This is a genomic window from Candidatus Cloacimonadota bacterium (genome assembly GCA_028706475.1).
Taxonomy (GTDB): domain Bacteria; phylum Cloacimonadota; class Cloacimonadia; order Cloacimonadales; family Cloacimonadaceae; genus UBA5456.
In genome coordinates this window covers 24,358-47,154 of sequence record JAQWBI010000009.1, presented here as the reverse complement: position 1 = coordinate 47,154, position 22,797 = coordinate 24,358, and the positions used below count along the sequence as shown (strand labels likewise).

The following is a 22,797-nucleotide window of genomic DNA, read 5'->3' as shown; positions in this document are numbered from 1 at the left end:
TAAAGCTGTTGAACCGGTCGGTGGATTATCTGCCAAATTGTAGTATGGCAGCCCAGTAGAAAACGACATTCGTACCTTGACGAGTCACTAGTGCTCCATGGCAATTAGCCTTAGATTCTTACCAAATCTGTCTCAAAACAGGTATCTATGTGCAGGAAAATGGCATATATAGGGGTATTACTGTCAAAGCTCTTTCGTGATGCCTTCAAATACTGTGCCTCAATGATAACCCGGTCTGTCACCAGTCATGAATGGTCAAGACGTAGATAGTTAAGCGGAAAACGGGAATTTTGGCTTGACAAAAAAGTGACCTTGCGTTCCTTATTCCAAAATACAAACATTCCTTGAGGATCGAGCTAATATGTTGTCTCATAATATAATTAAGCCCATACTATAGATGGAGGAAAGATGCAAAGAATAGTAATGATGGTCGTGATCTGCCTGGCACTGCTGGTAGCAGCCTGCGGTCCCAGTGTAAAGGTTCAGCGCGTACCCACCGATACCGTTGCCGATTTGAGTGGGAAATGGAATTCTACAGACAGCCGCCTTGTGGCAGAAGAAATGATCCGGGACGTTGTGTCCCGCCCCTGGTTGAGCACTTTTCAACAACAACACGGTCGCAGCCCGGTTGTGATTATCGGCACCATGCGAAATCTTTCAAGTGAACATATCGAGATGGGCACCTTTGTGAGCGACATCTCACGCGAGCTTATCAACAGCGGAGCCGTACGCTTTGTAGCGTCAAAAGATATGCGCGACGAAGTGCGTGACGAACGCACCGATCAGCAGTATTTCGCGTCTGAAGAGACTGCCAAGAGAATGGCGCAAGAATTGGGGGCAGATTACATGCTGAAAGGTACCTTGAAGACCATCATGGACAGCGTGGACCGCACCTCAGCCAAATACTATCAGGTAGATTTGGAACTCATCGATGTGGAAACCACGGAAACGGTCTGGATAGGTAATAAAGAGATCATGAAGCTCGTTGAGCGCAATCGCTTTAAATAAGTAGCAGTAAATGAGCCCGGTAAACAAGCGGAACAGCTCTGTTCGCAGGATCCTTGTGCGGATTCTGCCAATGCTTGTTGCTGTTTTATTCTGCTCCTGTGCGGCAAACATCACATCCTATCGTACACGGATGGATCTGGATAAGGCATTAGCCGCTAGGGATATTTCAAAAGCTCTCTCAATAGTGGAGAAGCCCGGCATGTACAAGCAAAAAGAGCGCTTGCTATATTATCTCGATGCCGGAATGCTCCACCATTATCAAGGTAATTGGCAGCAGAGCAATGAACTGCTGCAGCAAGCGGAAGATGCCATCCAAGAGCTCTATACCAAAAGTGTGATCAGAGCTACCGGTTCCATGGTCTTGAACGATCCCACCCTGGAGTATTCCGGGGAAGACTACGAAGACATCTATATCAACGTGTTTAAGGCCATCAACTACCTGGAACTGGGCAATCGTGACGCAGCGATGGTGGAAGTACGTCGTGTGGACGATAAATTGAGCTTGCTGGAGCAGAAGTATGCGCGTCTCGCCAAAGAGATGGGCACGGAGAGTAAAGCCAAAGTAAAGCTGAAAAGCTCTCGCGGTCGCTTCCATTCCTCAGCTCTGGCACGCTACATCAGTATGTTGATGTACGATGCCAACGGGCAAATGGACGACGCCCGCATCGATTATGATAACGTGCTTTATGCCTTCAAAAGCCAACCGGAGTTATATCCCTTTCCAGCTCCGGCACTCATCCATCCCCAAGACACGGCAAAGGGCAATGTGTTGCGTGTAATCAGCTTTGTAAACCGAGGGCCTTATAAGAGTCCTCTGGAAATGCATATCCACACATCAAAAGACCTCTTGATCCTGGGTACGGTAGGACAGACATCCGACCTGGACGTGATCCCCTGGGAAGGCATAGACGAAGGCTACTACTTCAAGTTTTCCATCCCCACATTGGAAGAACGCAGTGCCAAGGTAGCCAGAGTGGATGTGGTTCTCTCTGATGGCAGACGCCAAAGCCTGAACAAGCTGGAAGACATGAGTCTGGTAGCACGCAAGAGCTTTGAACTCAAAGAGCCAATGATCATTCTCAAAAGCGCCAGCCGTACTGTTCTGAAGGGGCTCGCAGCCAAAGAAGCAAAGAAGAAAGCCCAAGAAAAATCTTCGGACCTTGGTGCAACTCTGCTTGGCCTGGTTGCTGATGCTGCGGTGTTCCTCAGTGAAGACGCCGATCTGAGGATATCTCAGTTCTTTCCCTCCGAAGCTTTAATTACGGAACTGGTTGTTCCGGAAGGTGAACAGAGTCTGCGCCTGGAATACTTCTCGCCCCAAGGCAAGCTGGTGCACAGCGAGACCCGCAATCTGGACATCGCCCCCAATCAGCCCAATCTGATTTGTTCATGGTATTTTTAAGTAAGCATAACTAATAAATGGAGTAACGATGGAAATTCGTAAACTGGACCAGATGTTTGACATTCTGGGAACTCGTACTAAACAACGTCTTGTTGCAGCATGGGCAATAGACACTCACACTATTATGGCTGTTTCTGAAGCAGTAAAAATGGGCATCATCGAAGGCACCCTGGTGGGTGATGAGGCAAAGATCAAGGCAGTATGCAATGAACACGGCATCGATGCCGGCACCATCAAGATCGTGCATAGCGACAACGATCTTGCCGCAACCGCTTTAGCAGTGGATTTAATCAACAAAGGTGAGGGTGATTTCCTGATGAAGGGGCTGCTCTCTACAGACCGCTATATGCGGGCCATCCTGGATAAAGAAAAGGGACTAATGGATCCGGGCTCAATCCTTTCCCACGTGACTGTTGCTGAGCCCAGAAACTATCATAAACTGCTCATTTTCGGTGATGTGGCGATCATCCCCCTGCCCGATCTGGCACAGAAAGTCACCATTACTAATTACCTGATCAGAACCGCTCACTTTCTGGGTATAGACAATCCCAAAGTAGGGCTTTTGGCGGCCAGTGAACAGACCTTGCCGAAGATCCCTTCCTGTGCTGATGCAGCCATCATCTCGAAGATGGCGCAACGTGGCCAGATCAAAGGCGCAACCATCGAAGGCCCTTTGGGTATGGACTTGATCATCGACAAAGAAAGCGCACAAATAAAAGGCATGAAGAGTGATGTCTGCGGAGATGCGGATTGCATTCTTTTCCCAAACATAGAGTCTGGAAACGCCTTCTACAAGACCGTGGTAAAGCTGCTGAAGAGCGAGCTTTGCGCCGTAGTGATGGGCGCCAGAGTCCCCTGCGTGCTCACATCCCGCGGCGATAGCGAGCGCAGCAAACTATATTCCATTGCCCTGGCGGCGATGCTGGCATACAGCTCATGAAATCCCTGAACGAAATAGCTGCAAAGGCACAATCTCTGTCCCAAAAAGTACGGATTGCCGTGGCCATGGCTGAAGACGCCAATACCATCGGCGCCATCTGCAGAGCGGCTTCCGAAGGCTTTGTATACCCCATTTTGATCGGCAGTAAAGCCCGCATCACAGAGCTTTTGAACCCCTTCTCCATCAAAGCGGATGCTTATAGTATCATAGACTTGCCGGAAATGGATTTGGCGACCCGTGAAGCCGTTCGCATGGTGAAGACCGGAGCTGCGGATGTCTTGATGAAAGGCCTGGTAGGCACAGACAATTTCCTACGCGAAGTGCTTTCCAAAGAACGCGGCTTGCTACCACCAAAAGCTATAATGAGCTACACTTGCGCTCTGGAGCTGCCCAAATACCACAAACTGCTCCTGATCTCTGATACTGCCGTTTTGCCGTGTCCGGATCTTGATCAAAAGATTGCCATGGTAAATTACAGTGTGAAGATGGCGCATACTTTGGGCATAGAATGTCCTAAAGTTGCCCTGATCACCGCCACGGAAAAGGTCTCTGCCTCCATGCCGAATACGATTGACTACGCCTTGATCTGCAAGATGGCAGAACGCGGACAGATCAAAGGATGCGTTATCGATGGCCCCATGGACGTTTTTTTGGCCTGCGATCCTGCAGCCGGAGAGATCAAGGGCGTACAAAGCCTCGTCGACGGCGATGCCGACATCCTGATCTTCCCCAATCTGGAGACAGCCAACGCCTTCTACAAGGGTTTGATGCTCTTTGCCGAAGGTGAACTCGCCGGATTGATCCAGGGAACCACAAAGCCCGTAGTGGTGATGAGCCGCAGTGAGAGCGAAAACTCCAAATACTATTGCATAGCCCTCAGTTGTCTGATGGCGGAGGAACGATGAAACTGGCAATAGCCGCCGATCATGCCGGATTCTCTTTGAAAGAAGAGATAAAACTGGCCTTCCAGCAACACGAGTTTATCGATTTTGGTACTCACAGTACAGACAGCATGGATTACCCCGATACCGGCTACCCCGCGGCTAAAGCGGTTGCTTCCGGCGAGTGCGAGATGGGCATCCTGATCTGTGGCAGCGGAATCGGTATGAGCATCACTGCAAACAAAGTACCCGGTATACGGGCAGCTCTATGCTCTATCACAGATGTAGCAAGGCTTTCCCGTATGCACAACAATGCCAATGTATTGGTTTTGGCAGGACGTTTCACCGCCACTGCTTACGCCATCGAGATTGTACAAACTTGGTTAGAAACTCCCTATTCCGGGGGCAGACACGAAAACAGAATAAATAAAATACATCAAGGAGAAAGGAAGTGAAACACATCCAAAAACAGGATCCCGAAGTATTTGCCGCTATCTCCAAAGAGCTGTGCCGGCAACAGGATAATCTGGAGCTGATTGCCAGCGAAAACTTTACCTCACTAGCAGTTATGGAAGCCCAAGGCAGTATTCTTACAAACAAGTATGCCGAGGGATACCCCTACCGCTGGAGCAAAAAGACCGGCAAAGTAAACTATAGTCTATACGGACGTTACTATGGCGGTTGCGAATTCATCGATGAAGTTGAGCGCCTGGCCATCGAACGCGCCAAACAACTCTTTGGTGCCGAACATGCTAACGTGCAACCCCACAGCGGTTCGCAAGCCAATATGGCCGCGTATTTCGCTCTGGTTCAGCCCGGTGATACAGTTCTGGCTCTGGAACTGGCTCACGGTGGCCATCTCACTCATGGCCACCCGCTATCCTTCAGCGGTCAGCTTTACAACGTGATCCATTACAATGTGAACAAAGATACCCAACAGTTCGACTATGAAGAAATCGAACGCCTGGCTAGGGAACACAAACCAAAGATGATCCTTACCGGAGCTTCAGCATACCCCCGCAAGATCGATTTTGCCCGCTTCCGCCAAATCGCTGACATGGTAGGAGCCAAATTCATGGTAGATATGGCTCACATCGCCGGATTAGTGGCTGCCGGTCTGCATGAAAATCCCGTCCCATATGCCGACGTTGTAACTTCCACAACCCACAAAACCCTGCGCGGTCCACGTGCCGGCCTCATCCTCTGTAAAGAAGAATATGCCAAAGAGATCGACGGTAAGGTGTTCCCCGGCATCCAGGGTGGCCCTCTGATGCACGCTATAGCCGCAAAAGCCGTAGCCTTTGGTGAAGCGCTGAGCCCAGACTTCAAATCCTACATGAAAAAGGTGGTGGACAATGCCACAGCTTTGGCTAGTGCTCTGAAGGCAGAAGGCTTTGACCTCGTCTCCGGCGGCACCGACACTCACCTGATGCTGATTGATCTAGGCCCAGAAGAAAAGGGCGGTCCCAGCGGGAAAAAGATGGAAGAAGCCTTGGATCTGGCAGGAATCACTGCCAACAAGAACACAGTCCCCTTCGATACCCGCAGCCCCTTTGTGGCATCCGGTATCCGCTTGGGTACACCTTCCGTAACCACTCGCGGTATGGGCGAAAACGAGATGAAGACCATCGCCGCCCTCATCCGCAGAGTCCGCGACAATTTCGAAAACGAAGAAGAACTGGCCAAGATCAAAGCGGAAGTACGCACACTTACAGCCAGATTCCCGCTCTATCCTGAACTGAACGCATAAACACTCTATTCACCGGCACCCTACAGACTTATGAGTGCCGGCAGCTATGGGGCAGCCCGTGGAATCCCACATTCCACGGGCATAGTCCCAACTATTTGGGAGCAAATGATATGGAATACATTATAATAGGTCTATTGGCCATCAGCATAATCCTAATGACAATCATACTCCGACGCCTACCCCAGGATCAGAAGCAAGAACTTACGCTTCTAAAGGCAGAACTGGAGATGCTTTCCCGCACCTTGAAAGACGAAAGCCACAGCCTCAGGCAAGACCTTCTAAAGCTGAATACAGACAATCGCCTCGAGCTTGCTTCCCAGATCAAAAACTTCAGCGACAGCCAATTGAAAATCGCCGGAGATTCCCGCACAGAACTGAGTACGAGCCTTTCCGCCTTGAGCAAACTGATGAATGAAGATTCCGCCAAAAACCGCGCCGAACTTGGGAAATCCCTGGATAATCTCACCGAAAGCTTGAGCAAAAAGTTCGGTGATCTCAGCAACCTGAGTAGTGAACAATCCGAAAAGCTCAAAAAGAGCGTAGAAGACCGTCTGGAGATGATCCGCAACGGTAATGAGAACAAGCTGGAGGAGATGCGCAAGACCGTGGATGAAAAGCTGCACGCATCGCTGGAAAAGCGCTTGGGAGAATCCTTTAACCAAGTAAGCAAACAGCTGGAAGCCGTTCATAAAGGCTTGGGGGAAATGCGCAATCTTGCCACCGGCGTGGGGGACTTGAAGAAAGCTCTGATCGGAGTGAAAACCCGCGGTGTATTGGGCGAATTGCAACTGGAAAACATCCTGGAAGATATCCTCACTACCGGGCAGTATGAAAAGAACTACAAACCCAATAAACGCAGTGATGCTATGGTAGAATTTGCCATTGCCCTACCCGGCAGAGACGACGATAACAGCAGAGTGTATCTGCCCATCGACGCCAAGTTTCCAATCGAAGATTATCATAAGCTGGTGGATGCATATGAAAGCGGAAATGTGGACAGCATCAGCATCTATCAAAAAGCGGTTGTCAATCGCATTAAAAGCAGTGCTAAAGACATCCGGGACAAATACATCAATCCCCCGGTCACTACAGATTTTGCCCTACTTTTCTTACCTTTCGAGAGTCTATATGCCGAAGTCCTGCGCATCCCCGGTCTCTTCGAACTGATTATGCGGGATTACTCTGTGATACTTTGCGGTCCCACCACCATTTCCGCTCTGCTGAACAGTCTGCAAGTGGGCTTCAAAACCCTGGCCATCCAAAAGAAAAGCAGCGAAGTGTGGAAGACCCTGGCAGAGGTCAAAAAGCAATTTGGGCTCTTTGGAGAGGTCTTGGATAAAACCCGCAAAAAGATCGATGAAGCCGGTCGTGAACTGGATAACGCCAGCCATCGCAGCCGCCAGATCGTGAAGAAACTGCGCAACGTGGAAGAATTGCCCGAAAGCAGCAAGCCAGCTTTGAGCGAGCTTGTATATGATGTCGATGATGAGGACGAAGCCTAAGCGCATCTCAGAACAAAGACAAAGGCTTCTAATCCTTTTGGCAATAATAATTTTGCCCTGCTTGGCCGGAACAAGCGGCATGGTTCCCACAGAAGTAGAAGATGTCCCGATTTCCAGCCCGGCACCTGCTGTGGAACCAGTCTCAAAATCACTGCTTATGGGCAGGTTCAAACCCGCGGAGAATACCGATTTTGAGCTCATCCACAGTTACAACTATTATCCCGGAATGTATCTGCATAAACGCACAAAGGCAGCGCTGGATTCGTTGGTTGCTGCTGCCGCAAGGGACGATATCTTTTTAAATCTGGTCTCCGCTACCTGGAGTTTCGATCTCCAAAAGACTATCTGGGAACGAAAGATCAAACTGCATGGTGGACAACACTTTGAGAGCTTGGATGAGGATCGCAAACGAAGTATCATCACAGAGATCCTCAAAAGTTCATCCATGCCTACCACATCCCGCCATCACTGGGGCACAGATGTAGATTTCTGCTCAGTTGAGCTCTCTTTTTGGGATAGTCCCATTGGCAAACGAAACTTACAATGGCTACAAAACAACGCCACAAGCTATGGATTTAATATAGTTTACAGCTCTGATCGAGAAGGTGGCTATAGCTATGAACCCTGGCATTGGACTTATCTTCCCCTATCCCGCCATTATTTGCAAGAATATCTCAGACAGGTAAGTTACGATGACATCACGGGTTTTACCGGAGCGGAGTTTGCTCGGGATTTCGATGTTATCAACGAATATGTGGCAAATGTGTCGCCTTCCCTCCTACCTTAGTTTCCTTTAACCAACTCATCTCTCAGCTTCGCCACTGGAAAGATCCCCTGAAGATAACCCTGTGCCGAAGCTGATATCAAGCCGTTATAATGCAGTGGTCACTCGATGATAACCCGATTATAACTGCTTCATATCCCGATGAAACAGAGAGGTTGAAGGTGGGAAGAACCGTACACAGTGACCTCTGAGGTATACATTAATATACATAAGGTCAATTGCACTCCAATAGCATTATCCGAGTTCAACCGCGTATTGGACTAGTATTCACCGTTCCACAACTAAACAGGCGGATGAGTATCCGCCTGAATTGTAACCAAATTGGGTTTTTGAAACAGTATCAAGAATACTTCGAGGTTACATCCTCCATGCCTGGTAAGCTGAAAACCTTGAATTGATCTACTCTTATCGCACTGTCTTCGGCAAAATCTATCTGATCCCGATAATTGATGAATTCCTCGTTGTGTACCTTGATGTGATTCAGCAACTCGGGATTCACCATGATGCGCAGGTTTTTATTGCGAATGAAGTACTCGCTGCGAACCAGCCAGCGATAAATACGCATGGTCACGGCATCTTTGCTGATGATGCGACCACTGCCGTTACAGAAGGGACAGGGTTCAGAGAAGTTTGCCATAATAGTGGCGCGCATGCGTTTACGGGTCACTTGCACCATACCCAGATCAGTAAAAGGATACACCTTGTTTTTGGCGCGATCCCGCCGGAGCCCTTTTCGTAATATATCCAGCACTTCAGCTTTGAACTTATCGTCTGTCATGTCTATGAAGTCGATCACGATAACCCCGGATAGGTCACGCAGGCGGATTTGCCGGGCAGCTTCGGCAGCGGCTTCCAGATTTGTTTTGCGCACGGTTTCATCGTAGTGGCTTTTGCCGGTGAAACTGCCTGTATTGATGTCGATGGCCACCAGGGCTTCTGTCTGCTCGATCTTGATATTGCCGCCAGAGGGTAGATATATGCGGGAGTGGAAAATGGTCTCGATCTTCTTTTCTATGGACCAGGCGTCGAATATTGGGCTGTCTTCCTTGTAAAGCTCCACAGACGGGATCAGATCCGCAGAGATATCCTCCAATTGATGTAAGATATTATTGTAAAAGCCATTATCATCTATCACGAGGCGATCAACGTGCTCACCGAAGAGATCGCGGATCAGGAAGTTTTCCAGAGCGTTTTCTTCAAATACACAGACCGGAGCTTTAGCGAATTGCAGTTGCTTTTCGATGAGGCGCCAGGTCTTGGCCAAAGCCTTGTATTCATTACGGATATCGTCCTCATCTGCACCATCTGCTTCAGTGCGAACTATCAATCCGTAAGCTGGGTCTTTCACATCGGCAAGAATGTTTCGGATGCGGGAGCGTTCACTCTGTGAGAAAATTTTCCGCGAGATGGCAATCTTGTTTTTATTGGGAAATAGAACGAGGAACTTTCCGGGGACGGAAATCTGGCCGGTAAGTCGAGCGCCTTTGGAGCCAATAGGTCCCTTATGCACTTGCACCACAATCTCTTGTCCCGGTTTCAACAACTTCCCTATCTGAGAGCTATCGGCAGGATTGGGGCGTTTACGGGGCTTTTCGTCCTCATAGATTTCCAGAAAGTCCAATACGATATCGCTGTAATGCAGGAATGCCGTGCGTTCCAGGCCAATCTCGATGAAAGCGGCGCCCATGCCCGGCAGGACATCCTTCACTATGCCCTTATAGATGTTTCCCACTGGGTTTTGGCGGTCTTTGCGCTCTATAAAAAGCTCGACCAGTCGGTTGTCCTCCAGGATCGCTACTCGCTTTTCCAAGGGATGCACATTTACAATGATTTCTGTGTTTACACTGTTTTTACGCATACTAGTCGACCTTGATCGGCATCAGATATAGCCATTCCTGTAGCTCAATCTTCGCCATTATGGCCTCTGCCAGTTCTTCCAGATTCCATTCGCTGTGCTTCAGAAGATTCTTCAATTGCATATTCATAAATTCAATGTCTTTCATCAGTTCCAGGAGGGATTTCTTGCGGGGGAAGTTCCTGGAACTATAGTCTTGAAGCCCGGCCAGTTGTGCGGCTTTGGCAATGGCGGCATCCAAAGAACCGATCTCATCCACCAGGTTTAAAGCCATAGCGTCTTCTGCACTGTAAACTCTACCTTCAGCAATGCTGTTAATCTTTTCAGGACTGATGTTTCTGGCACTCATCACGCGGTCTTTAAATTCATTGTATGTGCCCTGTGAATCGCGTTTGAGTGAAGCCAGGAGATCAGCGGGATAGGGTTCCAACGGGTTTAGTGCTCCGGCATATTTACCGTATTTGATGGTTTGCGAACGCACGCCGATTTTACGGCTGAGTTCGGTGGCTTCGGGCAGCATCATTATTACTCCGATCGAACCGGTCAGGGTACCTGGATCAGCATAGATATATTGACCAGCACAGGAGATGTAGTAACCTCCGGACGCCGCTGTTCCGCCCATGGATATCACCACGGGAATCTTGTCGTTCAAGCGCTTGAGTTCCTGATAGATATACTCACTTTCCAAGGCACTGCCGCCAGGACTGTTTACTCTAACCACCACCGCTTTTACTGCAGGGTCTGCTTCGATGCTCTCTACAATCTTACTTACTTTTGCGTGAGAGATGATGCTTTGACCCATTGAACCGGTGCTGCCCATGATGTTACCTTCCAGATATACTACTGCCACCAGAGCGTTTTTGCTGGCGGTAGAGCGCACACTATAGGATGAAGTGCTTACCAGCTTGTCCTTGTCGATTGCGTATTTATCGATGAGGGCACGGCGCGGTTCAGCTTTGTCAATCAGCTTCATCTGTAGAGCTTGATCGGCAGAGATAAAGAAGTCCTCACGGTTGTTATAAACTGCCAAAACATCGTCATTTGTGATGTTTCTACGTTTTGCAATGCCATCTGTAAGCAGGTTGAAGCGATCTGATATTACCTCGGCGATATTGGCACGGGTTCCTTCAGAAAGAGAGGTCTGACTGTAGGGCTCTCCAGCACCTTTGAACTCACCGGCTTGGATCACATGCATCTTCACGCCGATTTTGTCGAAGACTTCCTTGTAGAAAGTGATGTTGGCAGAGCTGCCGGTAAGCATCAATCCTGCGGAAGCCGAGGGTTCCATGTATATCTCGTCAGCAAAGCTGGCCAGCAGATAGTCTCCCTGGTTCATCATATCGCCAAAAGCCACCACGGGCTTGCCGCTGGTCTTGAAGTCCTGTATTGCCAGTTCCAGTTCGTGCAAAGTGGCATAGGAGACCTGTAGGCCCATGGGCTCGATCAGGATACCGTCTATACGCTTGTCGCTTTTGGCGTTACGAATCTTGGCCACCAATCCCTGCATACTGTTCATCTCCTTCATACCAAAGATATTGAAGGGTAATATCTCGCTGTATTCAGGGATGTATGCTCCGGGATTCAAGTGTAACCAGCTTCCGGCTTCTACAGGGGTGACTGGAACGCCTACCTGGCTTATTTTACTAATCTGCTTGCCCGTCCAAAAGGAAAGGGCAATCAGTACGATCAATACTGCTACTACGATCATGATAATCTTTCTGGTGCTCATCTGAGCCTCCTTCGTAAAAATGGTTTTGTTAAAAGGGAATGCAGCTCTATTACAAGCTGCACTAAAGATGGGTTTTGTGAAAAGCCTTCCCCTGAACAATAAAAAAGTCGTGGCGGAGATGTAGGGATTCGAACCCTAGAAACGCTCACACGTTTACACGATTTCCAATCGTGCTCCTTCAGCCAACTCGGACACATCTCCGCAAGCACATTTGCCAATCTTTTCACGAGCGCCATTCTGTCAAACATTTTAATGTCTAAAGTGTCGATATCCGGTAAATACCATCGTCATATCAAGCTCATCGCAGGCCTGAATGCATTCTTCATCACCTTTGGAGCCACCGGGTTGTATCACCGCTTTCACACCCGCCTGATACAGCTCATCGATGCTGTCTCGATAGGGAAAAAAGCCATCTGAAGCGCATACGGCTTTACTGAGTTCGTGTTTGAATTTATTAGCTTTCCATATCGCGATCGATGTGCTGTCTATGCGGCTGGTCTGTCCTATGCCAAAGCCTACTATCTGATTGGGATAAGCCAGGGCTATGGCATTGGATTTCAAGAGTGCTACAGCCTTCCAGCCATACACCATGGCGTCAAATTCTTCCGAAGAGGGCTGTCGCTGAGTCACCACCTTCCAGGATCCGATGTCTTCCGCCACCAAGTCCCACTCCTGGGCCAAATAACCCCACTGCATGGTCTTGATCTCATACCGGTTTGAGGCTTTGATCAAGAAAGAAGGCTCGTAAGAGATCAAACGGCGACTCTTCTTTTTCATCAGGACATCCAGCACTCCCTTCTCATAACCAGGTGCGATGATGATCTCGGTGAAGATGCGGTTTATCATCACGGCGGTTTCCAAATCCAAGCGCCTGTTTACCACCACAATGCCGCCATAGGGAGCTACTGTATCTGTTGCAAAAGCGTTCCGGTATGCCTCGGAGAGATTGCTACCACTGCCTATGCCACAAGGATTGCAGTGTTTGATGATGATTACAGTAGGATCCTTGAACAAGCGTATCGCCTTCAGAGAAGCATCGATATCCATAATGTTGTTGAAAGATAGTTCCTTGCCGTGCAATACATTCCAGCCATCAGGGTGACAGGTGTAGAATGCAGCCTTCTGATGTGGGTTCTCGCCGTAACGCAGGGATTGATGCTTGTTTGCGCTGATGTCGATAAATGGAGGCATGCTCTCTTCCGGAACGGTTTCGCTGCGGAAGTCTTCCAGATAATCAGCGATCACAGCATCGTAATTGCTCACCATAGCAAAGGCCTTTTGCGCTAAATAACTGCTCCAGCACTCCGGGATCTGGCTATCTTGCTTCAGATGCTCCAGAGTCGGCTCATAGTCACGATAGTCACAGAGCACGGTTACATTGCGGTAATTCTTTGCGGCAGCCCTGATCAAGCTGGGCCCCCCGATATCGATGTTTTCTATGATCTGTTCGTGACTGCTGTTCTCCTCCATCCTCACTTCGGCAAAGGGATAGAGGTTCACTACCACAATATCGATCTGTCCTATATCGTGTTCTTTCAGGCTGCGCAAATGGCTCTCTTTATTCCGATCCGCCAGGATCGCACCGTGAATCTTGGGATGCAGGGTCTTTACTCTACCGTCCAGAATCTCCGGAAAGCCGGTGTAATCGCTCACTTCCACCAATGAATTGCAGAACTGCCTTAGATGCTTGGCGGTACGTGAGGTAGAGAGAATCGTATAGCCCAAGTTTTCCAGTCCCATGGCCAGAATCTCAATTCCAGTTTTATCTGATACGCTGATAAGTGCGTATTTATTCATGAATTCCATCCTCGTCGAATTGATCGACTAAATCTTTTATATCTTTCTTGTTTATATATGTTTCCAAGCGATTGTTCAGTTTACTGTCGCTGTACATCTCCAAGGTTACCTTTACCACTTGTTCCGGTTTTTTCTGAATCACCTCTTCACGCACATCTTTATCGATAACACTCACCAAGACTATGCCCCCCAGAATGATTAGCCAGTTTACATAGATCCAGAAAAGGAAGATCGGTAAAGCTGCCAGCACGCCATAAACGGCTTGATAACTGGTGATATTATAGATATAATAATCAAAAAACGTCTTGATCAGGGACCAAATAACGGTAGTCCAGAATGTCCCCACGATCAGGCTTCGCTGTTTGATACGTGCAGTGGGCAGGAGCTTATAGAGGAAATATAGCGCCATAAACTGAGTTACAAAAGGCAGGATAAACATCAGCCAGGTGAATATCTTCAGCTTTACCAAACGCGAAATGATAGGTAAAGAGGAGCTGGAAAACAGCAGTACCAAGATAATGAAACCAAAGACAAGCGTGCCAAAGAACTTCACAAACTGAGCCAGAATATCGGGATTCTCCCGCGCATGAGTGCTGAGGATGCTGTCGAAAGTGGCTCGAATATTATTGAACAGCAGATACGAGGATATCAGCAGGATGGCAAAGACCATGATGTTTAGCCCCATCCTCCGAGCGATCATCTCATTGATCATATCCATCACCGCTTCTGCCGAGCCTGGAATGAAGTTCTTTGCCACCACGTCTGCAATCTTGTCTTTCAGGTTCAGAAAGGGCAGATCAGGAGCAATCATCACGATAAAGGTAATAAAGGGAATGAATCCCAAAATCGTTACATAGGCCAGGCTACCAGCTTCCCGCGGGATCCGTTTCTTGATGCTGCAGTTTATCACCAGGGAGACGAAGCTGCTGGATTTCTTCCACAACTTCTTGCGCCGGATGGGATTGCTGATATTCAGCCAGATGCGGTACAAACTAACTACGAGCTTACGCCAGATTGCACTTAAGATATTGTACACAAATGACTTTCCGCTTCGTTTCTTCTTTCCCATATCATTCCTCCCTCAAGGCTACAACAGGATCCAGATTTCCTGCTTTGATGGCAGGGGCAATTCCAAACACCAGCCCCACTCCCACCGAGACCAACAATGATGTCATTATCATCGAGGGATTTGCTATCAAGGGCATCTGTAAAAACTTGCCTACCATATCCAGAATGGAGTATCCCAAGATTATTCCCAATAGACCTCCCATACCGGTTACCAATACAGTTTGTACCAGAAACTGGATGAAGATGTCGAATCTGCGCGCTCCTACGGCGATCCTGACCCCAATCTCCCGCGTGCGTTCCTTGATGGAGGCCAGCATTATGTTCATAATCACGATTCCGCCGACCAACAGGGAGATCACACCGATCAGCACAAAGATCATGCTGAAGATTTTTGCGTTCTGCTCCATCTGCATCATATCTTCCTTTGCCGATGAGACATGAAACACCTCTTTCCCACGCTTGATATTGAGTAATATGCCTTTCAGCTTTTGTTGAAGGGCCAATGCTTGCTCGGGATTGTGTGCTATTACCTGAATCTGGTCCACTTTATTATCGCCGCCAAACTTATTCATTGCCACCGATATCGGAATGAAACTGCGCTGATTCAGGTATTCCATCACGTTGCCGCTCCACATACCGCCAGATTCGTTCATCCACACTTTCTCAGTCATGATGCCGATCACCCGAAACACCACTCCATTCACGCTAACATTTTGCCCCAGAGGATCTTTACCGGCAAAGAGATCACGCGCTACGGAGGAACCCAGCACGATTGCATTACTGCTTTCTCGCACATCCAGATTATTGATGAATCTTCCTTTATCTATATACCAGTTTTCCGCTATCTGAAAATCCGGCATCACACCCAGGCAGGGGCCGTCGTATGTAGTGCCCTTGAAACTCAATTGAGAGTCCCAAAGATTTATCGTGGGATTCATCGCTTTAGCTTCGGGAATCAATTCCCGGATGCGGTTCACCTCATAGATATCCAGAGAGGCATATCCCCCTTTGCTGAAGTCATAATCCCAATTCCTGCCCACCTCAATCTTGTTTATACCTCCGCTTTCCTCCATCCAACTGAGCGTTGTGGCGTTCATCCCGCTTAAGATCGCCAAGACCACCATGATGCACATCACACCCAGCACTATGCCCAGAATGGTCACCAAGCTGCGCACTTTACGCGTCATGATATCGGAGATTCCGATGTGCAGTGATTCACTCAGCGAGATCGCCATTATCCACCAGTCCGTCCTTGATTTTTATAATACGGTCTGCCCGGCTTGCCACAGTTGGATCGTGGGTAACCATGATCACCGTATTGCCGGCCCTGTGCAGATTTGCAAAGATTTCCAGGATATCTCCACCAGCCTGAGAATCCAGGTTTCCGGTAGGTTCGTCTGCCAGGAGAATTGAGGGATCGTTCACAATAGCGCGGGCGATCGCCACGCGCTGCCGCTGCCCCCCAGAAAGCTCATTGGGTTTATGTTTCAGACGATCAGAGAGTCCTACACCATCCAATATTTCCAAGGCTTTCGCACGACGCTTTCGCGCTGAGACTCCAGAATACATCAAGGGCAATTCTACATTCTTCAGGATACTCAGGTGAGGCAAGAGGTTAAAAGACTGAAACACAAAACCTATCTTGCGATTACGGATGCCCGCCAGAGCCTTTTTAGGGAGTTTACTCACAAGATCCGAATCCAGATAATACTCTCCCGCACTGGGTCTGTCCAAACAGCCGATAATGTGCATCAATGTGCTTTTACCTGATCCTGAAGGCCCCATTATGGCGACAAACTCCCCGGAAGAGATGCTGACGTCAATCCCGTTCAATGCTCTTACTTTTACTTTTCCAAGGTCATAATCCTTGACCATAGAGATGGTTCTGATGATTTCCATAAGACTAATATTTCCACCTATATATGCCAAAACAAGCAATATGCCAAAAGTGTCAATATAATTCCTCCGGAATTCTGACATCGGGGTTAACAGTATTTCCCTCATTGTGCTATCTCCCCCTTTTGCTGAAATAGATATGAAGCAGATATAAAGCCGTTATCATCGAGTGACGACTAGATGATAACGGGACTATATCTATTTCGGCACTACAGAATTCACACTGGTGCTGCAGTTGGAGCTGTGCGTAGCGAGAATTTCACATTCTTCAAACAGAATAATCTGTGTAAACCCGTTCGATCTGCATGATCTGCATGCTATATAACTCTTTATCCCCCACACCGATGATTTTTAATTGCCAAATTTCTATCCTATCTGTATTGTAGCTTTGCACATCAGGACATTTTCACGTCTGTATTGCGACAGCGATCTTTACCCAAGTCATCTCCTGCTGCTGGAAGCTTCCATTATCAATTGTCCATTGTGTTCATTACCAGTCCAGGAGTGGCAAAAAGCTGGTTACTGTATATTTTATTTGACAGTTTTGCCCTTACTCAGATTTATCGCCGTATTGGTAAGCGCAGTTATCCTCTTGCAGGATTTGCAGTTACCACAAAAGCTAAGCAAAAGGAATTGCGATGGATAAAGACCTCACACAGCTGGACGCAATGATCGAAAAATACCGGGGTAAACCCGGAGTCCTGATCCCTCTCCTGCAGGAAGCACAGCACCTGTTCGGCTATCTTTCCAAAGATGTTATGCGTTACCTCGCCCGGGAAATGGGTATACCCGCTGCAGATATCTACGGAGTAGCCACCTTTTACTCGATATTCAAACTGAAGCCTCAGGGAAAGCACATCATCAGGGTCTGTAAAGGCACAGCCTGCCATGTTTCAGATGCTGACAGCATCAAAGATGCGCTGATTTCCGCTTTGAAACTGGAAGAAGGCGCAGATACCACCAGTGACATGAACTTTACTTTGGTAGAAGTAGCGTGTCTGGGCTGTTGTTCCCTGGCTCCGGTGATTATGATAGATGACACTACCTATGGAAAATTGAGTCCCGAAGCCATACCGGCCATTTTGGAGCGTTACTCTTTCGTGGAGGAGCAATGAAACCGATCACAGTGAAAGTAGGCCTGGCTAGTTGCGGAGTAGCAGCCGGGGCCTTGGAAGTGTACAACACAATAAAAGAATACAATGACCGCCAGGGTGGATTGGAGCTAAAACAAACCGCATGCATCGGCATGTGTTTTGAAGAACCGATTGTGGAACTTGATGGCGGCACTGCGGGCAGACTGAGCCTGGGTAAAGTAGATCCCGCCAGGATTATAGACATTATCGAAGAATATCGCAGGGGTGAGCTTCCGAAAGCCAACATCATACTGGCAGACACTCATCCAGGCAGTTGCAATAGCTTGCTGCAAGGACAGACCAGGATTGTACTGCGCAATTGCGGTGTAATAGATCCCAAATCGATTGAAGACTATATCGCGAAAGACGGATACTCCGCTTTGAAAAAGGCTCTAGCAATGAAACCGGAAGATATCCTGAACGAAGTAACGGATTCCGGTCTGCGCGGTCGCGGAGGGGCAGGATTTTCCACCGGCAAGAAATGGAGCCTTGCCCGTGATTCCAAAGGCACAAAGAAATATGTGGTCTGCAATGCCGATGAAGGCGATCCCGGAGCATTTATGGATCGCAGCACTTTGGAAGGTGATCCGCACAATGTGATCGAGGGCATGATCATCGGTGCTTATGCTATTGGTGCAGATGAAGGCTATGTATATTGCCGCGCCGAATATCCCAAGGCGATCCATCATCTGAAACTGGCCATCGCTGCCGCTGAAGAGCATGGTTTTTTGGGACAAAACATACTGGGAACCGGCTTCAATTTCACTTTACATATCAAAGAAGGGGCAGGAGCTTTTGTGTGCGGAGAAGAGACAGCTTTGATGCATTCCATCGAAGGCAAACGCGGCATGCCCACCCTTCGCCCTCCGTATCCAGCTGCCAGCGGTTTGTGGGGATGTCCCACTAATATCAACAATGTGGAAACCTGGGCAAACATCTCTTGGATCATCAATCACGGTGCAAGCGAGTTTCACAAGATTGGTACCGACAAATCGCCCGGAACCAAGGTATTTGCCCTGGCAGGCAAGATCGCCGGCAGCGGTCTGATCGAAGTCCCGATGGGCATCACGCTTCGGGACATCATCTATAAAGTTGGCGGAGGCATGAAGACCGAAAAGCCCTTTAAAGCAGTACAGATAGGCGGTCCCTCCGGTGGATGCATCCCGGCGTCATTGCTGGATACCACTGTGGATTATGATTCCATCGATGCCACTGGTGCAATTATGGGCTCCGGGGGAATGGTGGTGATGGACGAAGGTACCTGTATGGTGGATGTAGCGCGCTTTTTCTTGAATTTTACCCAAAACGAATCATGCGGAAAATGCACTTTCTGCCGTATCGGGACCAAACGCATGCTGGAGATATTAACTCGCATCACCGAAGGAAAAGGTGTTCCGGAAGACATTCAGCGTTTGGAAGAGCTGTCTTCCAATATCTGCAAAGCATCCCTATGCGGCTTGGGAAAAACGGCTCCCAATCCGGTGCTGACCACGTTGCGCTATTTTATGGACGAATACCTGGCGCATATAGAGGAGAAACGCTGCCCAGCCGGAGTCTGCACTGCTCTGATCCGTTATGAAGTGATCGCAGACAAATGCATCGGCTGCACGGCTTGCGCGCGGAAATGCCCGGTCTCCTGCATTTCAGGATCCATCAAACAACCACATATAATCGATCAAGAAAAATGCATACACTGTGGGACATGCTACACAGTGTGCAAATTCAACGCGATCAGGAAAGGATAATATAGCATGCAAGTAATATTGAACGGAAAAAGCATCGAAGCCCCCGAAGGCATCACTATTCTGGAACTGGCAAAAAGTCAGGGCATCCACATACCCACGCTGTGTAATGACGAAGAATTGAAACCCTACGGCTCTTGCTGGGTGTGTGCGGTGAAAGTGGAAGGCAAGCGGGGATTTGTAACCTCCTGCGGAACGGCTATCAGCCCCGGAATGCAGATCACGACTGACAGCGAAGAGATCCATGCGGCTCGGAAAATGGCGCTGGAACTCCTGATCAGCGATCACTATGCGGATTGTGAAGCGCCCTGCAAGGTGGCATGCCCGGATCATGTGGACATCCAAACCTATGTCTCGCTAATCGCCAACGGCAAATACCACGAAGCGGTGAAAGTAATCAAAGATACCCTTCCCATGCCATTAAGCATCGGCAGAGTGTGTCCCGCCTTTTGCGAAGCGGAATGCCGCCGGCAGATAGTGGATGAACCTATCGCTATCAGACAGTTGAAACGCTTTGCTGCGGATGAAGACCTGAAAGACTACTGGCAGTACGTTCCGGAACGAAAAAGCGACAACGGGAAAAGAGTGGCCATCATCGGCGGTGGGCCAAGCGGCCTTACTTGCGGCTACTATCTTAGCTTTGAAGGCTTTACTGTAGATTTGTATGAGGCGGAAGATGCTTGCGGTGGTTGGTTGCGTTTTGGCATCCCCGAATACCGCCTGCCCAAAAAGGTCTTGGACGAAGAAATCGCCATGATGTGCAGCGGAGGCATGAAAATCCATTACAGTAAAGCACTGGGTAAAGAGCTTGATCTGCAAAGCCTTAGCCGGGATTACGATGCCGTGTATCTGGCTGTTGGTGCACAGAATGCCGTGGCGATGCCCGTGCCCGGAAGCGACTTGCACGGTTGCTATCTGGGAGTGGATTTTCTGAAAGCGCATGCCAAGGGCAATACCTATGCTATAGGCAAGAAGGTTGCTATCGTAGGAGGAGGAAACACTGCCATCGATTGCGCCCGCACGTCTATCAGATTGGGATGCGATGTAACTGTAATCTATCGTCGCAGCAAGGAAGAAATGCCTGCCGAGCCTTTCGAGATCGAAGCTGCGAAACACGAGGGAGTGCATTTCCACTTCCTCTGTAATCCCGTGGAGTATCTGGGGGAGAATGGCACTCTAAAAAAAGTTAAGATCGAAAAGATGCGCTTGGGCGAGCCCGACAAAAGTGGCAGAAGAAGGCCAGAACCTACCGGTGAATACTTCACAGAGGTCTATGACAGCATTATCGCCGCCATCTCACAAGTACCGGATGTAAGCCCCTTTACCATGCCCGAAAACGAAGTGGAAGGCAAAAAATTCCCCATTTCCCGCTGGCAGACTGCAATCGTGGATGATCACACCATGTACAGCGGAGTAGCAAACATCTTTGCTGGAGGAGATTTCCAGCGCGGAGCAGCTACTGCCATCGAAGCGATTGCGGATGGTCGTATAGCAGCCGAAGCCATCAGCGAATACCTGCTGAAAGGAGAGTTGCCAAAAGCGAGATTTGTCTTTGACTCCAAAAAGGCAAAACGCGTGCAGGATGTATCCTACAAGGAATACGAAGGATTCAAGAAGAAAATCCGTGAGAAGATGCCGGAGATCCCTTTGGAGCTGGCTCAGAGCACTTTTAACGAAGTAGAAACCGGCTTCAGCGAGACTCAAGCCAGAGCAGAAGCTGCACGTTGCATCGAATGTGGTTGTCAGGTAAACACTCAATGCTCCCTCAGAAAATACTGTTCCGAATACGAGATAGATCCAGATCGCTTTATGGGTGGAATATCCCGCCATCCTATTGACTACAGCCATCCTTACATCATTCGTGATGCCAACAAGTGTATCAATTGTGCCCGCTGTATGCGTACCTGCTCTGATATCCAGGGCGCAAGCGTTCTGGGCTTCATATACAGAGGCTTCACAGTCGTGATGGCACCTGAATTTGGAGAGTCTTTAACTCAGACCAATTGCATGAGCTGCGGGAAATGCATCGAAGTATGTCCCGTGGGAGCGCTGGTGGAGCGTAATCTGCACTATAAAATGAATCCAGCTCCGAAAGATAAGATTAGGCAAAACTGCGCTTTGTGTGGTGTGGGCTGTGATATTTCAGTAGAAATCCAGGCTAGGGAAGTAGCGCGTATCACCACTCCAGATGAAGCCGGATTCAATGGCAAAAACCTCTGTTTCAAGGGGCGCTTTGGTTGGCAGGCCATCCAGAACAAACTTCAGAATCCTCTGATGCTAAAGAATGGCGAATACAGTCAGATCAGCTGGGGCGAGGCCTTGGATCTGATGCAAAGCGCACTAAAAGTATCGCGAAGCAGCAGTGTGGAAATTAGCCCTCACATCAGTCTGGAAGAAATGTTGGTGGCCAGTAGAATAGCCAATGCCTTGAATTGTGAACTAAGTGCGGACGCAAGTTACAGAGCATTTAGCGACAGGTATCTGGATATCAGCCCGAAGGTTAATCCACTTGAACGCCTAGCAGATTTCAATGAGTATGTACTGGTAGGGAGTTTAAACCGCACTCTACTTAGTATGCTCCGTTTGCAGCAGATGAAAGGGGAAAAGCTGATCCTGGTTGCAATGCCGAAAGATGACGCTTTTACAAAGTTTGCAGATGAGAGTTATCCCGATCTGAGCAAGCTGGAAGCCAAGGCCGGGCGCCTGTTTATCTACAACCAGAACCGCATTCCAGAGGGCCTTGCCGGAGAGTTGTGGAATCTTGCTGGTCAAAAGAATGTTATGCATACTACGGATTACATGAATCACAGCGGATTTGTGGCGCTTAATCCTCGTCCAATTTCTGAAGGTTCGCTTGATTTCAGTATCAGCTTCGGCTCTGCTTCATCTGCAGATGCCAAGTTCAAGGTGTGTGTAACATCATATAAAGCTGAAGCTTGCGATTGCCAGTTGATCCTTCCCGAACCCAGTTATCTGGAGCTGGAAGCGCATGCTATCGGTGATGGAGGCAAGCTCACACTGTTCCAGAATCCTCTCAGATCATCTCTGTTTGGCGAGCTCTCACGGCTGTTTTACAGCACAGGACTCATCTCTCCTGCAACAGCAGATATCCCGTATTGGAACAATCTTGCAGAAGAACTGATAAAAGAGCTGCAAGGATACACCCCACATAGCTTTAGTGGAGTAGATAAGGCAGATCTGAATGAGGTTGCTGTATCCGCAAACAGCCCTCTGGAGCTGGAGATCAGCAGATTGTACGAGATGAGAAAGAACCCCGTAAGCTTCTAGATAACACTAAGATATATTACAA

General features: G+C 48.6%; 17 protein-coding genes and 1 tRNA gene. 11 read left to right on the top strand and 7 right to left on the bottom strand.

What is annotated here, in order from left to right; all coding sequences use genetic code 11:
* Positions 1–408: 408 nt before the first annotated feature.
* The 8 genes from PHF32_03195 (at position 409) to PHF32_03160 (ending at position 8,270) form a co-directional block, all read left to right on the top strand.
* Complete coding sequence (locus tag PHF32_03195) at positions 409–1,008, top strand: penicillin-binding protein activator LpoB (GenBank protein MDD4559738.1); 600 nt, start codon at positions 409–411, stop codon at positions 1,006–1,008.
* 199 nt (positions 1,009–1,207) lie between these two features.
* Complete coding sequence (locus PHF32_03190; GenBank protein MDD4559737.1) at positions 1,208–2,410, top strand: hypothetical protein; 1,203 nt, start codon at positions 1,208–1,210, stop codon at positions 2,408–2,410.
* Between the two features lie 28 nt (positions 2,411–2,438).
* Positions 2,439–3,350: a phosphate acyltransferase gene (locus tag PHF32_03185; GenBank protein MDD4559736.1), complete on the top strand. Its 912-nt coding sequence runs from the start codon at positions 2,439–2,441 to the stop codon at positions 3,348–3,350.
* Positions 3,347–4,255, top strand: a complete 909-nt coding sequence (locus PHF32_03180) for a phosphate acyltransferase (protein ID MDD4559735.1) — start codon at positions 3,347–3,349, stop codon at positions 4,253–4,255. Before PHF32_03185 ends, PHF32_03180 begins: the two co-directional genes overlap by 4 nt.
* Complete coding sequence (gene rpiB / locus PHF32_03175; GenBank protein MDD4559734.1) at positions 4,252–4,686, top strand: ribose 5-phosphate isomerase B; 435 nt, start codon at positions 4,252–4,254, stop codon at positions 4,684–4,686. Before PHF32_03180 ends, rpiB begins: the two co-directional genes overlap by 4 nt.
* Entirely contained in the window at positions 4,683–5,981 is a 1,299-nt protein-coding gene (locus tag PHF32_03170; GenBank protein ID MDD4559733.1) for a serine hydroxymethyltransferase, read from the top strand. Before rpiB ends, PHF32_03170 begins: the two co-directional genes overlap by 4 nt.
* Positions 5,982–6,091: 110 nt before the next feature.
* Positions 6,092–7,483, top strand: coding sequence for a DNA recombination protein RmuC (gene rmuC, locus PHF32_03165; protein ID MDD4559732.1), 1,392 nt, complete (start codon positions 6,092–6,094; stop codon positions 7,481–7,483).
* Between the two features lie 37 nt (positions 7,484–7,520).
* Positions 7,521–8,270: a D-alanyl-D-alanine carboxypeptidase family protein gene (locus PHF32_03160; GenBank protein MDD4559731.1), complete on the top strand. Its 750-nt coding sequence runs from the start codon at positions 7,521–7,523 to the stop codon at positions 8,268–8,270.
* Between the two features lie 337 nt (positions 8,271–8,607).
* Here PHF32_03160 and PHF32_03155 read toward each other — a convergent pair whose 3' ends face one another.
* The 7 genes from PHF32_03155 to PHF32_03125 all read right to left on the bottom strand — a co-directional run bounded on the left by PHF32_03155 (position 8,608) and on the right by PHF32_03125 (position 16,615).
* A complete protein-coding gene (locus PHF32_03155; protein ID MDD4559730.1) occupies positions 8,608–10,125 on the bottom strand; it encodes an Rne/Rng family ribonuclease in 1,518 nt (505 codons plus the stop codon).
* Between the two features lies 1 nt (position 10,126).
* Positions 10,127–11,851 carry a signal peptide peptidase SppA gene (gene sppA, locus PHF32_03150; protein MDD4559729.1) on the bottom strand — a complete coding sequence of 575 codons (1,725 nt, stop codon included), beginning with the start codon at positions 11,849–11,851 and terminating at the stop codon, positions 10,127–10,129.
* A gap of 110 nt (positions 11,852–11,961) precedes the next feature.
* Positions 11,962–12,052: transfer RNA gene (locus tag PHF32_03145), tRNA-Ser, on the bottom strand.
* A gap of 48 nt (positions 12,053–12,100) precedes the next feature.
* Positions 12,101–13,648 carry a bifunctional phosphoribosylaminoimidazolecarboxamide formyltransferase/IMP cyclohydrolase gene (gene purH / locus PHF32_03140; GenBank protein MDD4559728.1) on the bottom strand — a complete coding sequence of 516 codons (1,548 nt, stop codon included), beginning with the start codon at positions 13,646–13,648 and terminating at the stop codon, positions 12,101–12,103.
* On the bottom strand, positions 13,641–14,717 hold the full coding sequence (locus PHF32_03135) for a YihY family inner membrane protein (protein ID MDD4559727.1): 1,077 nt from the start codon (positions 14,715–14,717) through the stop codon (positions 13,641–13,643). The genes purH and PHF32_03135 overlap by 8 nt, the downstream gene beginning before the upstream one ends.
* A 1-nt stretch (position 14,718) precedes the next feature.
* Positions 14,719–15,951, bottom strand: coding sequence for an ABC transporter permease (locus PHF32_03130; GenBank protein ID MDD4559726.1), 1,233 nt, complete (start codon positions 15,949–15,951; stop codon positions 14,719–14,721).
* The gene (locus tag PHF32_03125; protein ID MDD4559725.1) at positions 15,932–16,615 is read right to left on the bottom strand and encodes an ABC transporter ATP-binding protein; all 684 of its coding nucleotides are present in this window, start codon (positions 16,613–16,615) and stop codon (positions 15,932–15,934) included. Before PHF32_03125 ends, PHF32_03130 begins: the two co-directional genes overlap by 20 nt.
* Positions 16,616–17,250: 635 nt before the next feature.
* Here PHF32_03125 and nuoE point away from each other — a divergent pair.
* Genes nuoE through PHF32_03110 form a run of 3 tightly spaced genes read left to right on the top strand, consistent with a single transcriptional unit; the run spans position 17,251 to position 22,775 of the window.
* Positions 17,251–17,727 (top strand): NADH-quinone oxidoreductase subunit NuoE, encoded by a 477-nt coding sequence (gene nuoE, locus PHF32_03120; GenBank protein MDD4559724.1) that lies wholly within the window; start codon positions 17,251–17,253, stop codon positions 17,725–17,727.
* Positions 17,724–19,490: an NADH-quinone oxidoreductase subunit NuoF gene (locus tag PHF32_03115; protein MDD4559723.1), complete on the top strand. Its 1,767-nt coding sequence runs from the start codon at positions 17,724–17,726 to the stop codon at positions 19,488–19,490. The genes nuoE and PHF32_03115 overlap by 4 nt, the downstream gene beginning before the upstream one ends.
* 6 nt (positions 19,491–19,496) lie before the next feature.
* Entirely contained in the window at positions 19,497–22,775 is a 3,279-nt protein-coding gene (locus PHF32_03110) for an FAD-dependent oxidoreductase (protein ID MDD4559722.1), read from the top strand.
* Positions 22,776–22,797 lie beyond the last annotated feature (22 nt).

Excerpts from the sequence above, each read along its gene's own strand:
- PHF32_03195 (MDD4559738.1), top strand. The coding sequence starts at position 409 with ATGCAAAGAATAGTAATGATGGTCGTGATCTGCCTGGCACTGCTGGTA.
- PHF32_03190 (MDD4559737.1), top strand. The coding sequence starts at position 1,208 with ATGTACAAGCAAAAAGAGCGCTTGCTATATTATCTCGATGCCGGAATG.
- PHF32_03185 (MDD4559736.1), top strand. The coding sequence starts at position 2,439 with ATGGAAATTCGTAAACTGGACCAGATGTTTGACATTCTGGGAACTCGT.
- PHF32_03180 (MDD4559735.1), top strand. The coding sequence starts at position 3,347 with ATGAAATCCCTGAACGAAATAGCTGCAAAGGCACAATCTCTGTCCCAA.
- rpiB (MDD4559734.1), top strand. The coding sequence starts at position 4,252 with ATGAAACTGGCAATAGCCGCCGATCATGCCGGATTCTCTTTGAAAGAA.
- rmuC (MDD4559732.1), top strand. The coding sequence starts at position 6,092 with ATGGAATACATTATAATAGGTCTATTGGCCATCAGCATAATCCTAATG.
- PHF32_03155 (MDD4559730.1), bottom strand. The coding sequence starts at position 10,125 with ATGCGTAAAAACAGTGTAAACACAGAAATCATTGTAAATGTGCATCCC.
- sppA (MDD4559729.1), bottom strand. The coding sequence starts at position 11,851 with ATGAGCACCAGAAAGATTATCATGATCGTAGTAGCAGTATTGATCGTA.
- purH (MDD4559728.1), bottom strand. The coding sequence starts at position 13,648 with ATGAATAAATACGCACTTATCAGCGTATCAGATAAAACTGGAATTGAG.
- PHF32_03135 (MDD4559727.1), bottom strand. The coding sequence starts at position 14,717 with ATGGGAAAGAAGAAACGAAGCGGAAAGTCATTTGTGTACAATATCTTA.
- PHF32_03130 (MDD4559726.1), bottom strand. The coding sequence starts at position 15,951 with ATGGCGATCTCGCTGAGTGAATCACTGCACATCGGAATCTCCGATATC.
- PHF32_03125 (MDD4559725.1), bottom strand. The coding sequence starts at position 16,615 with ATGGAAATCATCAGAACCATCTCTATGGTCAAGGATTATGACCTTGGA.
- nuoE (MDD4559724.1), top strand. The coding sequence starts at position 17,251 with ATGGATAAAGACCTCACACAGCTGGACGCAATGATCGAAAAATACCGG.
- PHF32_03115 (MDD4559723.1), top strand. The coding sequence starts at position 17,724 with ATGAAACCGATCACAGTGAAAGTAGGCCTGGCTAGTTGCGGAGTAGCA.
- PHF32_03110 (MDD4559722.1), top strand. The coding sequence starts at position 19,497 with ATGCAAGTAATATTGAACGGAAAAAGCATCGAAGCCCCCGAAGGCATC.